The organism is Oscillibacter ruminantium GH1, from assembly GCF_000307265.1.
Lineage (GTDB): Bacteria > Bacillota > Clostridia > Oscillospirales > Oscillospiraceae > Oscillibacter > Oscillibacter ruminantium.
In genome coordinates, this window is record NZ_DF158899.1 from 308,904 (window position 1) to 321,437 (window position 12,534).

Consider the following 12,534-nt stretch of genomic DNA (forward strand, 5'->3'; position numbering starts at 1 on the left):
CACCCAGTTTGAGGCATCTTTCGGAATGCCGCTTTCCAAAATTGGATGATACCACAAAAGAAACAGTACAATTCCAACAAAAATCAGCATAAGCCAAAGCCAGCGGCGGAAACGATTCATATAACAGCCCTCCACTTTGAATCAAAATACTGGTTTGATAGCGGTCAGACAGCGGTAACGGTCATACTTCTGCACGTCCCGTAGCCACTAAAGAAGCTGTTGAAAATTTGTTGACCTTGCGCAAGATTTCCACTCAAAATATTATACGAACACATACCATCATAAAATGTCTGATTAGCATATTTCCCATTACTTGCTGCTCCGGACGCAACGATACGGGCACCTTCGACGTAATCAACACTACGGTTATTATAAGTTGCCCGGAGGCTTTCTCCATATCGGCGGCTTTCAAGATCCGCATAATCAACAGATTGACTGACTGCATTACCGCCAATAAGAATACCCAATGCAATCAGAAAAGATTTTACTATGGATAATTCAGGAAAGACCACGCCCAACACAACAGAAAATAAAGAAACAACTTGCGTCACACTGTTTCCAAGAGAGCTAACTTGCACTCTTTGTACGACTAAATCACCCGGTGTATTGGTCCGAACAAAAACTTGAGCTGTTGGAGTAAAGAAAAAGTCGGTGCCAATTTGTGAGCGAAAAGAAACGTCGGCAAAGTGACTGTATGCCCTAACGGCTAAGGTACTAGGATTTTCAGAGAGGTTGTTTTGATCAAGAGCACTATTTCCCATAAAACTCTCAAAAGTAATTACTTGAGTCGATGCAGCTCGTGTTGTGTTGCTGTAACTAACGGTAATCAGGGTTTGGTTTTCATAATCAGTTTCAGTTGATTCAAGCAGAGTATCTCTTTAGACAATGAAACTAAAAGATGCCCATTATCCAGAATTTTGCTTGAAAGCATATACCCGCGCTCAAGCATACATGAATCAGAATATCCGATCTGCTGTTCAGTCGCCAGCACCGGGACACACAGAGACAGGCACATGACCAGTGCTAAAGCTAAACTTGCCAGTTTCTTTGTCATCATCGTATACCTCTTTCTTTTATTTGTAAAGGACATGCGTGTGAACGCGGAACAATGCTTGCTTTTGGCTTTTATGCCAACTTTTTTAATTACTGCATCGGCCCGCTCCTTTCGCACCCCCGGTGGCGTGGGATCGTCGGTTTCGGTTTCCCTTCGTAATAATTCTGAAGATATTGCTTCTACAAACTTTTACGCCTTTGCGAAGATAGCCGCAGAAGCAGAAACCGGCAATTTTCTTAGCCTAAAATCCACATTTGACCATCTGGCATCACTGTGATACTCCCTGAAACTCTGTCAACAATTTTGCTTGTATCCATGTTTCGGACCATTATCTCTTCTCTGTAATCCGGATCTTCATACCACGCGGAAAAATACAGCTTTTCCCCTATTCTAAAGTAAAAACTCTCCGTATTTTCAATATTAAATTCCACTTTCTCCGGCCACAGTATTTGGAACTTGTTATCGCTTGACTGTCTAGTCAGCATGAGGGGCGATGTTTTCAACAACAGATTATAACAATCTTCTACCGTTGCGAGAGGAATCTCCACCAAGGCTAAAGTTTGTTCCGTTGCATCATTAAATTGCAGTATCTTTATCTTTCCATTTGGAAAATCAACCATCAGAATATAAATGCGGTTGTCGTAGTAAATCGGTCGCCCAAAGTATTGCCCTTTTCCCGCAACCACAGGCTGAACTGTTTTCCCGTCTGGATAATGGATAAACAAAAGCCTGTTTTGATTGATAGGATGGCCTTGTTTAAAAAGTTCTTCTGCTTCATACAAGTCACCACTTGTATAGTCGGTTCCCCAATACCAGTCTTTACTGCCCTCCAAAGTCTCTATGTAGGTAATTCCTTGTGTATCTATTTTTTTCATGGATGCTCTCTCCTTAAACTGCATTACATAAATGCAACTTTTTCGTCTGTTTTCAAGGTAGTTTTTAGTTGCCTTTTTCTATGAGCGGCAGCCATCCCTTGTATGTTTCAAGAGGATTTAAGGCAATGGCTTGTTTAATATAGTGCATAGCGAGTTGGCATGAACCGGGTGGGGTCAGGGTAATAAACAGGTAATATGCCATTAAAAAGCACAAATGCGCGACCTTTTCCTGCTCTCCCTCATCCATATAATGATGAAACGAAGTGAGAAGAACAATAAAGCACAGCTGCTACAAGAGAAAAAACGGTAACGATTCCCCAAAATAAAAAATAGCGCAAGGCTTTTGGAAAGTTTTTGGAGGCAGCGCCTTCCATGGCGCGTTCCATAATGAATCAAGCAAAATCTCTAGCATTTTCGCTCCTTGGTTACCTGTCCAGTCCGCTTCTTTACCTACAAATAAAACTTCAATCGTCCGTTTTCTTTTTTACAAAGGTGCGATTCATGTATTGAGGTTGATCCATAAGACATAGCCGATGCAGATGGCGAGAAGCAGCACGGATCCTAAGAATGTAAAATGGCTGAAATACGCAGACAGGGCGACGATGAGCAGAACCGTGGCCATACGCCAGTTCGATTTTTGTGTTTTTTCTGCACTGTTCCGGATCTTTCTCATATCGCAGATGAAACGCCATCCAAATGGTGCTGGACAGCAGCAGCACAAACCTGATGAAAACCAGCACCGCGTCCGGTATGACGTTCCTGCGACAAACCTTTTTCGATTCTGTGGTTTTTCAGTTTTTCTCCAAGTTCCATAGAATCACCTCTTGCCACTATTCTACCGAACCGCACTTTCTTCTCTACTAACTATCCGGCAACTATTGGTTGCATCTCAAAATTTAAAATAAATTTCGTAAATTATATCATGCTGTCCAAACAAAAAGCAATTTCTCTTTATAAGAAGCGATGTCCACGGCCTCAACCTACATCAAGTCCTATAAAAAAACTGCGGCAATAAGCGCTGTTCAGACGATACAAGGCCGTTTTGACTACCGGCTCACCCCGAAAAAGTGGGGCGCCAATTGCCGAGCAAACGCGCATCGTCACCAAATAGGAAGGCTCCCGCCCCTATGCGAGAGGCTAACATTAGAACGTAACAAATGCAGAATACTTCAAAGAACTTAGAAAAAACCAGCTTATTACCTTGTGGACGAAAGCGATTTCTGTTTCGGTAAGTATTATCGGGCAGACTCATTTGAAAGAAAATCTCTGTTTCTGTGCTTCATCAAACCGCTGTATTCCTCTGACTATTTCCTAGTGCCGCACAAAAAACAGCACCCCCTCATATCCGCCCATACCAATTCTGCCAAAGCAACCGCCCGGATAAAGCATGCCGTGCAACTCCTGGTATTACTTCAGCCAGATGCTTATATAAAGTATACCATTTTGTGACAGAAGCACTTCTTTTCAAGGGTAATTCCTGCACTGCGAGAATCTCCTCACAATTTCAAAAACATTGTGCAGAAGCGGCAAGCAGAGTTAAATAGCAAGAATGATTATGGCAAAAATGCACAAAGCAGCTCAAAAATATTAGTAGAGTAAATAGATTGACGGGAATGCGTGAAGAGAGTAATATGTAAGTGCAAGATAAAGTATACAAGTAAAATACATGTAGCATACAAGTTGGCACAGCAGTGAAAAGAGAACGCAAGTCCTAAGAAAAAGTGCTTGATGGAAAGGATCTGACGAACAATGAAAGAACCCCTGATTTGGATTATTGATGAGGAGTGGGGTGACTACGAGGTAGAACACGACGTCCTCCCCAAGGAGTATCCCGGGTGTACGATTCGCCGCTCCACTTATGACTACAAGGCAGACTTGGAGGAGTTTGGTTATCGGGCTGATCTAATTCTGGCACAGGTCTATGCCAGCATCCCCAAGGAGACAATCGACCGTTTGGAGAACTGCAAGGGAATCGCGGTCTACGGCGGCGGTTATGACCGCATTGATATAAAAGCCGCCAAGGAAAAGGGCATCCCGGTTACCAATGTGCAGGGTTACTGCGCTGAGGACATCGCCGACTATGTGATGGCTGCCATGTACCGCTTTAATAAGAAACTGGACTTCTTCAACGACAACCTGAAAAATGGCCTGTGGGGAGCCGGTGCGGTGGATCGCCCCATCCATCGTCTGAGCAATTGCACTTTGGCGGTGGTCGGCTGCGGCCGGATCGGCCAGACGGTTGCGGCGCGCGCTAAGGCACTGGGAATGCGGGTCGTCGGTTATGACCCCCATGCTTCCGCGGATGCGCTGGGGAAGGCGGGCATTGAGCCGGTTTCTCTGGAGGAGGGGCTGGCACAGGCCGATTTTGTGACGGTTCACGTAAAGTACACCCCCGCAACGCATCATCTGCTGTCGATGCATCATTTTTCTCAAATGAAAAAGAGCGCGGTGCTCATCAACTCCGCCCGCGGAGGGATTCTGGTGGAGGACGATCTGATTGCTGCCGTGGATCAGGGTGTGATTGCCGGCGCGGTGGTAGACGTCATCACCCACGAGCCTCCCGCGCCCGACGAGAAGATTTTTGGACACGAAAATCTGATCGTTACGCCCCATGTTTCCTATATTTCGGTGGAGTCCTATCAGGAACTGAAGATGCGAACCCTTCGTAATGCCATGAAAATGTACCGGGGCGAGCGCCCGGACGATCTGGTAAATGGCTAACCCGTAATTTAAGCAGCAATAGATTCCAATAAAGCAATCAATGATTATTTTAGGAGGCGGTTTCAATTAAACTCACACAGATGCAGCAGGATATGCTGGACGGAAAGTATGGCAAAGGCACTGCCTATGCCATGAAGATTCAGGTCGCCATTGGCGAGTGCTTTGATGCGGAACGCATGGTACCTATCACCAAAGCGCATGTGGCTCTTTCCAATCAGGACGCAGATCTCTGGTTCTGCGAAAAGCTGCTCAACGAGGGCGCCCACTGCCGCGTGACCCCCACAGTCAACCCCGGTTTCTGCTATGACTTCTTCACTAAAAGGGATATGGTCGATCCCAAGTTTGCGGATTTGATGCAGCGCACCCACAACGCCTACAAGGCGATCGGCGCTGAGCTGAGCTATAACTGCACGCCCTACATCGACACCAACGTACCCATGTATCAGGAGGTCATCGCTTTTTCCGAGTCCAGTGCGACCCCCTACGTCAACGCTGTTTGGGGTGCCCGTAGCAACCGTGAGGGCGCCAACAGCGCATTGTGCGCCGCTGTGACCGGCTTCGTTCCTGAGTACGGTCTGCTGCTGGACGAGAACCGCAAGGGCGACATTCTGGTCGAGGTTCAGGCCGACCTGAAGACTCCCTACGATTACCACATCCTCGGTATGCTGGGCAAGAAAATCGGCGATGGTATCCCTGTTTTCACCGGTATGCCGCGTGAGACGATCACCAAGGAGGCCCTGAGAAATCTGGGCGCGGAGCTGAACACCTCCGGTGCTTACGGCATGTACCACATTCTGGGCGTCACTCCCGAGGCTCCCGATATGGAAACCGCCTTCGGCGGCAAGGCTCCCAAGAGAACGGTGGTCCTGACGAATCAGGACATGGAGGATATTCTCAAAGAGATCTCTCTGGAAGGCAACCGTAAGATCGACTTTGCCATGTTCGGCTGCCCCCATTTCACTCTGGAAGAGGTAAAGTACATTGCCAACAAGATTGAGGGCAAGAAACTGGAAAAGGAAATGTGGATTCTCACCTCCAGTCTGGTGAAGGATATGGCTGTCCGTATGGGCTTTGATGAGATCATTACCGCCGCCGGCGGCAACATCGTGGCCGACACCTGTCCCGACCAGCCCTGCTGGCGTCACCTGCGGGGCAAGGTTGGTGTAACGGAGTCTCCCAAGTGTGCCTACTATCCTCAGCGCCGCGGCATCAACTTTGTCATTCGTGATTTGAACACCTGCATTGAAGCGGCTCTGACCGGGGAGGTAAAGTAACCATGAAAAAGTTCAATTGTCATAAGATTTCCGAAGGCTGCGTGGAGGCGGAGGCGATTGTCTCCAAGGACCACATCATGTTTTATCTGATGAATCCCGAAACGGGCGACGTCATCGAGAAGGCTCATGACTTGGAGGGCAAATCTGTCGCCAACAAAATCCTGATTTTCCCCGGCGGCAAGGGAAGTTCCGTGGTTCAGGCTGACGGCCTGTTTCAGCTTAATATGCACAAGAACATGCCCGCCGCCATGGTGGTGCAGTTCCCGGAGACGGTTCTGGTGTCCAGCGCCATCATCATGGAGGTTCCCATGGTGGACAAGGTGAGTCCCGAGTTCTATGAGACGGTTCAGGATGGCGACCGTGTACGCGTGGATGCAAATAATGGTGTGATCGAAATTCTGTAAACAACAATTACATATTAGGAAGGAATGCAATGCTATGAAGTTTGCTAAGAGATTGACTGCTCTCGCCTTGGCCAGCGTTATGAGTATGAGCTTGACTGCCTGTGGCCGAAACTCTGGCAACAAGGGGCCTGCGAATGCGGGTCAGGAGAATACCGACAGTTCCTCCGTTGTAACGATCGACATTGGCCATGTGGAGGCGGAGGACCGCTCTACCCATCAGGCTTTGGTGAAGTATTTCAAGGAACCTGTGGAAAAGAATTCTAACGGCAGCATTCAGGTTGTCATCCATCCCAACAGCTCACTGGGCGGCGACAGCGAACTTACCGAGTCCGTGGCCATGGGTACTCTGGAGGCCGCTCTGCCCTCCACCTCCGTCTTAGTCGCCTATGATGCCAGATTCGGCATCATGGACATGCCTTGGCTCTTCAACAACGCCGAGCAGTCCTTCGCTGCTATGGACGGCGATCTGGGCGAATACTTCAATCAGCAGTTGGAGAACGTGGGCATTCACAGCTTGGGCTACTCCTACAACGGCCTGAGAAGCATGACCAACAGTGCCCGCCCCATCACCTGCCCTGACGACCTAAAGGGCCTGAAGATGCGCGTGATGGAGAATCAGGTCTTTATCGACTTCTTCAACACTCTGGGCGCCAGCGCCACCCCCATGAGCTTTAGCGAGCTGTTCACCGGCTTGCAGCAGCACACCGTTGACGGTCAGGAGAATCCCCCCTCCCTGATATACGCCACTAAGTTTCAGGAGGTCCAGAAGTACCTGAGTGTCACCGAGCACGTCAACAACTTCCTGGGTTTCATCATGAACAAGGACTTCTTTGACAACAAGCTGACTGCCGAGCAGCAGACAATTGTGAGCGAGGCCGCCGCGGAATTTGTCAAGGAACAGCGTGCCATGGAGCTGAAGGACACCGACCTCTATGTGAAGAAGCTCGAGGAAGAAGGCATGGAAGTCAACTACTTGAGCGACGACCAGAAGAATGAGTTCAAGGCCGCTCTGGCCCCCATGTACGAGAAGTACAGAGGCGAGTTTGGCAACGAACTTTTCGACATGGCTGATAAATACAACAAGTAATCAGAGCGCTCGGCGGGGCGGTCCGGTCTGCGGACCGTCCCGCCGGAACATATGTGAAGGAGCTTTGACATGGAGAAAAAAGCTTTATTGGGAAGAATCCGCAGTTTTTACGACCACGCGGAGGAATACCTTCTGGTCGGAAGTCTGATCGTCAATGTACTGTTGGTGTTTGTGCAAGTCATCATGCGCTTGAGCAAAAATTCCCTTACCTGGTCCGAAGAACTGGCGCGGTATATTTTTATCTGGCAAATTTGGCTGGGTAGCAGCATTGCCTTGAAGTATAATGAGCATATTCGAGTGACCCTGATCTTCTCCTTTCTAAAGAACAAACGAGTTCAGGCTTTTATCAGTTTCTTGGCGGACATGATTTGGTTCCTGTTCTGCGGCTATATGGCCGTCAATGGATGGGAGCTTATGCAGTCTATGGCCGCTAGACACGCAGTATCCTCTGGATTGGGACTGCCGCTTACCTATGTCTATTCCATATTCCCCATCGCATCCATACTGGTTTGTGTGCGGCTGTTGAGTGTGCTATGGGTGGATATCAAGAATTTATTTGGACCCCAGCCTGACGAGTCTGAGAAAGGCGGTATGAACACATGAGTGCAGCCGTACTGTTTGGAAGCTTTTTCGTACTGCTTCTGTTGACCGTCCCCATTGGCTATGCCATTGGTCTTTCAAGCCTGATTGCAATTTATTTTTTCTCTGATATCCCTCTGGTCATCATTGCGCAGAAGGCGATCACCGGCGTGGATTCCTTCCCTCTTCTGGCCATCCCGTTCTTTATGCTGGCTGGCAACTTGATGAGCGGCGGCGGTATCGCCAAGCGGCTGGTCAACTTCTTCGATTCTCTGGTGGGACATCTGACCGGTGGCTTGGGCATGGTAACCATTATCGTGTGCATGTTCTTTGCCGCAATCTCTGGTTCTGCCGTGGCTACCGTTTCCGCTGTGGGCGCTTTCATGATCCCCGAGATGGTGAATCATGGATACAGCAAGTCCTTCAGCGCAGCTCTGACAGCTGCCGCGGGAACCATCGGTGTGATTATCCCGCCGTCCATTCCCTTTGTGATTTACGGTGTGGTGTCCGGTACTTCTATTACCGATCTGTTTACCGCCGGTTTCCTGCCCGGCATCATGATGGGCGCTGCCCTGATGGTGGTCTGCTACTTAGTTTCCAAGAAGAATGGCTATGGCGGTAAGGATCATGCTTCCAGCCTGCGTGAGATATGGATTGCATTCAAGGATGCCTTCTGGGCAATCCTCTCTCCCGTTATCATCCTAGGCGGTATTTATTCGGGCAAGTTTACGCCCACTGAGGCCGCTGTGATCTCCGTGGTATACTCCTTCATCGTGGGCGTGTTTGTCTACAAAGAGCTGAACATCAAGGGCGCCTATAAGGCGTTTAAGGACGCTATTGTGGTCAACGGTTCTACCACCTTCATGGTGGGCTTCTCCACCGTGTTTGCGGCCTTCCTGACCATGGCTCAGATTCCCACCATGGTTGCCAACCTTATTCTTGGCATTACCGACAACAAGTTTATGATCCTGCTGATTATTAATATTTTCCTGCTGGTTGTTGGCATGTTCATCGACAATATCCCGGCGACCATTATTCTGTCCCCCATCCTGCTCCCCATCTGCATTGGGGTGGGTATGCACCCGGTCACCTTTGGTATTATGCTGACCATGAACCTGGCCATCGGTTTCTGCAGCCCTCCCTATGGCATCAACCTGTTTGTTGCGTCCTCTATCTCCAAGGTTCCAATTGAAGACATGACAAAAAAGATACTTAAGCCTCTGCTGGCCCTTCTGGTTGTGCTGCTGCTTATCACCTATGTGCCTTTTTTGACCGAAATGTTTGTGAAATAAAAAATTAGAAACGGCAATATGGGTAAAAGGGTGCCTGTCATGCTGGACAGGCACCCTTTTTAATGTTAAAATAAACCTATTACTCAGGTTACCTTGAAGTGAGGTGTATAGTGTGAGTACGTATGGTGCACTGGTAAAAAAAGCGGACAAGCCTAGCTACGCACAGGTGGCCTATGATGGAATTAAGGAACTGATCAGCAATGAGGAAATTGGACCCGGTGAGTTGCTGAGTGAGAACCAGCTTGCAGATTATTTCCATATGAGCCGGACCCCGGTGAGAGAGGCGATTCGCCGACTTCAGGCGGAGGGACTGGTTGAAATCAGAAAGGGAATCGGAACTTTTCTGAAGCCTTTGACGGCTAAGGATGTCAAGGATATCTATGAGGTCAGAAAAGCCATGGAGTTGATGGCCTGCGAAACCTCAATCTATCAAATCACGGATGAGGAAATTCAAGAGGTGCGTAAAAATCTCGAGGATCTGTTACGGAGACGGCAGAGCGGAGAGAAAATCAAAAGTATAGATTTCAGCCAGATTGATGGGCAATTCCATGACCTGATTATCCAGCGCTCCAATAATAAGTATATTGAATTGCTGATGGAACAGATCTACTTCAACGTGGATCGTTACCGGCGGCTATCTTTCCATGTCTCTCTGGATTTAGAGGACAGCACCAGACAGCATTTGAACCTGCTGAAATATTTGGAGCAGCGGGACCTGAAAAAGCTGCAGGATAATCTTGAAAAGCATCTCAGCTGGTCGCTTGACCTCCTGCTAAAGCATCTGGAACTCTAGGGCAATCTCTGTGCGGTGTTGCCCTAGACTGCATTGTCTGCACTGGTTGCCGTTCGTCCCCTGTCTACCCAGAACGCCTATCGTATCCTCTGCCGCTGGAAGAGGATACGATAGGCGTTTTGTTCTGGCATCAAGAATCCTGCGTCATTTCCTGAATCAGCCTCTACTGAATGCGCTCACCCATCGGCCCCGTTATTTCGCGGGCAAGCCGCTCCCCCGCTCTCTGATTCATAAGATAGAAAATGGAAATGATTTCTGATCGTCTGCATTTCGATCAAACACTTCAAATGCGGCTCCATGGGGAAGGCAACTCAGGGTTGGCCGCTTTTCTTACAGGGATGCTGTATCATACAACTTAAATTGCGCCACCAAGGATTTCAGCATATTTGCCTGTCCTGATAATTCCTCGCTGGCTGCCGCGCTTTCCTCTGCGGTAGCACTGTTTGTCTGCACAACACTGGAAATTTGATCGATGCCGGTTGCTATCTGTGCCACTCCGGCAGATTGTTGTTCCGATGCAGTTTCGATTTTCTTGATAGTCTGAACAATCTCTTCCGTATTCCCTACAACAGACTTAAGTCTTTCAGCCGTTTCATCTGCAAGAATGGAACCCTTTTCTACCGCTGAGATGGAGTCGGCAATTAAATCGGTAGTGCTTTTTGCTGCCTCAGATGATTTTGACGCAAGGTTTCTTACTTCATCTGCGACAACAGCAAAGCCCTTTCCCGCGCTTCCCGCACGGGCGGCCTCTACCGCCGCATTCAGAGCAAGAATGTTGGTTTGAAATGCAATATCATCTATGGTTTTAATAATGTTTGAAATTTGAGCGGATTTCTCACTGATTTCTTTCATGGCCAAAACCATTTCGGTCATTTTTTCATTGCCAGCAATCATTTCTTCCCCGGTATTTTCCACAAGTTGGGTCGTGTCTATAACGCGCTGTGTATTTGCTTTAATTTCATTGCTGATGTCAGAAATAGCACCGGACAGTTCTTCAATCGAGGAAGCCTGCTCCGTTGCACCTTGTGCCAAAGCCTGAGCGCCGCTTGAAACCTGCTCCGAGCTGCAGGAAACTTGGTTTGCCGCTATTCCGATTTTGGAAAGAGTATCTCCTTGCTTTTCTTTCAGTATTTTCATAGAGTTCAAAATCGGCTGATACGCCCCAATGTAGGTATCCTCGCACTTTGATTCCACAGTAAAATTGCCTTCCGCAAGTTCCTTCATCACATATCCAATGTCATCAATAATACGCCCTGTGCGTTCTTTGGTATCCTTTACGGCAAAACTTAGCTGACCAATTTCTGTTTGGTCCGCCTCCACAAAGAGGGCGGTATCAAGATTTCCCTGCGCCATTTGCAGCATATTTTCTTTAATTGCCAATATCGGAGAAATAATGCGCTTGTTAACATACAAGATAATACTCATTTGGATGATCCCCACCACAAGCAGGCAGAAAAACACCGCATAAAAAGACATGTCGATAATATTGCTTAGAGAATCCAGCTTTTCTTGCATTCTATTTTCAATAGAAGTATTAAAATCTGTCGAGATAGCGTTTATCTGTGATACACTGCCCTCGTACTGGTCACTGTATAAAAGCGAAATTGCCTCGGCTGTGTTTCCTCTACTAGCCAGTGTCATGGCTTGCTCTTCCAACGGAACTAAGTTGTTGGAAAGAACGGCCATTTCGCTAATCATGGCTTCTTCTTCCTCGGTAATCCCAATTGTACGCATAGCAGAGAGCGCCTGTTCCCTGTTTTTATCGGTATCTACTTCTTTCCAATAGTTATCGTAGTGCTCTTTATGCGCCGTGGCCGCATAGGAACGAGCCTCCCGTGTCAAATTAGCGGAAGCTGTCTCAAATCGTTCGGCACTCGTTATCAGGGCGTCTTTATTTTCTAAAACAACGTCAAAACGATTGCTTGAACTCCTGTTCCATAGAAGCATAACGAAAACAAGGATAATTGACAATATTGAAATTCCACTCAATATTTTTACGGCTGTGGATTGCTTCATTGTTTTATTTTTGGATGATGCTAACGACTTTTTTCTCTCCATAGTATATCCTCCTACAATATCTCTCTGTTTTCATGTAGCACACCCTTTGCCAGCAAATTATGCGACAAAGTTATGGATACACATTATATTATGATATTTGTTTTTTGTAAAGTACACTGAAATGTCGTGCTTATTGAGAACAAATAAAGCGAAAAAAATGCGACCATCTTAAGGAAACATCAAAAAATAAAGCCGAATTGGCAAGAAACGCTTACACAATCTCTCTTATATTTCCCACATCTTTTTGTTAGGCCTCTTGCCTGTAATACCTGATTTACAAAAGGCAAAACCATGACAGATAGGAGATCTGGCATCCTATAAAAAGCCTTGGTATACAGGCCGATGCAAGAATTGGATGAGCGAAACAAATCAACTATCCGTTTGTATTGAAAGAACG

At 47.4% G+C, this 12,534-nt stretch carries 12 protein-coding genes; 8 read left to right on the forward strand and 4 right to left on the reverse strand.

Features of this window, described 5'->3' with window-relative positions:
* Positions 1-164 precede the first annotated feature (164 nt).
* A complete protein-coding gene (locus ON16_RS15640; protein WP_144032112.1) occupies positions 165-761 on the reverse strand; it encodes a hypothetical protein in 597 nt (198 codons plus the stop codon).
* Positions 762-1,013: 252 nt separating this feature from the next.
* On the opposite strand from ON16_RS15640, the gene ON16_RS15645 reads away from it, so the two are divergent.
* Positions 1,014-1,331 carry a hypothetical protein gene (locus ON16_RS15645; RefSeq protein ID WP_144032113.1) on the forward strand — a complete coding sequence of 106 codons (318 nt, stop codon included), beginning with the start codon at positions 1,014-1,016 and terminating at the stop codon, positions 1,329-1,331.
* On the opposite strand, the gene ON16_RS11705 is transcribed toward ON16_RS15645, so the two are convergent.
* A complete protein-coding gene (locus ON16_RS11705; protein ID WP_040662630.1) occupies positions 1,291-1,929 on the reverse strand; it encodes a hypothetical protein in 639 nt (212 codons plus the stop codon). The two genes, ON16_RS15645 and ON16_RS11705, sit on opposite strands and share 41 nt — an antisense overlap.
* A 669-nt stretch (positions 1,930-2,598) precedes the next feature.
* Positions 2,599-2,742: a hypothetical protein gene (locus ON16_RS15825; RefSeq protein WP_158441624.1), complete on the reverse strand. Its 144-nt coding sequence runs from the start codon at positions 2,740-2,742 to the stop codon at positions 2,599-2,601.
* 936 nt (positions 2,743-3,678) lie between these two features.
* Between ON16_RS15825 and ON16_RS11710 the strand changes: the two genes are divergently transcribed.
* The 7 genes from ON16_RS11710 to ON16_RS11740 all read left to right on the forward strand — a co-directional run bounded on the left by ON16_RS11710 (position 3,679) and on the right by ON16_RS11740 (position 10,079).
* Entirely contained in the window at positions 3,679-4,650 is a 972-nt protein-coding gene (locus ON16_RS11710; RefSeq protein WP_040662632.1) for a C-terminal binding protein, read from the forward strand.
* 65 nt (positions 4,651-4,715) lie between these two features.
* Positions 4,716-5,924, forward strand: a complete 1,209-nt coding sequence (locus tag ON16_RS11715; protein ID WP_040662637.1) for an aconitase X catalytic domain-containing protein — start codon at positions 4,716-4,718, stop codon at positions 5,922-5,924.
* A gap of 2 nt (positions 5,925-5,926) precedes the next feature.
* Positions 5,927-6,328, forward strand: coding sequence for an aconitase X swivel domain-containing protein (locus ON16_RS11720; protein ID WP_040662645.1), 402 nt, complete (start codon positions 5,927-5,929; stop codon positions 6,326-6,328).
* A 34-nt stretch (positions 6,329-6,362) separates the two neighbouring features.
* The gene (locus tag ON16_RS11725) at positions 6,363-7,415 is read left to right on the forward strand and encodes a TRAP transporter substrate-binding protein (protein WP_040662648.1); all 1,053 of its coding nucleotides are present in this window, start codon (positions 6,363-6,365) and stop codon (positions 7,413-7,415) included.
* Between the two features lie 69 nt (positions 7,416-7,484).
* Positions 7,485-8,018: a TRAP transporter small permease gene (locus tag ON16_RS11730; protein WP_040662651.1), complete on the forward strand. Its 534-nt coding sequence runs from the start codon at positions 7,485-7,487 to the stop codon at positions 8,016-8,018.
* The gene (locus tag ON16_RS11735) at positions 8,015-9,286 is read left to right on the forward strand and encodes a TRAP transporter large permease (RefSeq protein ID WP_040662654.1); all 1,272 of its coding nucleotides are present in this window, start codon (positions 8,015-8,017) and stop codon (positions 9,284-9,286) included. Before ON16_RS11730 ends, ON16_RS11735 begins: the two co-directional genes overlap by 4 nt.
* Before the next feature lie 112 nt (positions 9,287-9,398).
* Positions 9,399-10,079: a GntR family transcriptional regulator gene (locus ON16_RS11740; protein ID WP_040662659.1), complete on the forward strand. Its 681-nt coding sequence runs from the start codon at positions 9,399-9,401 to the stop codon at positions 10,077-10,079.
* Positions 10,080-10,409: 330 nt separating this feature from the next.
* Here the strand turns inward: ON16_RS11740 and ON16_RS11745 are convergent, their stop codons facing one another.
* The gene (locus ON16_RS11745; protein ID WP_081579681.1) at positions 10,410-12,137 is read right to left on the reverse strand and encodes a methyl-accepting chemotaxis protein; all 1,728 of its coding nucleotides are present in this window, start codon (positions 12,135-12,137) and stop codon (positions 10,410-10,412) included.
* Positions 12,138-12,534: the final 397 nt, after the last annotated feature.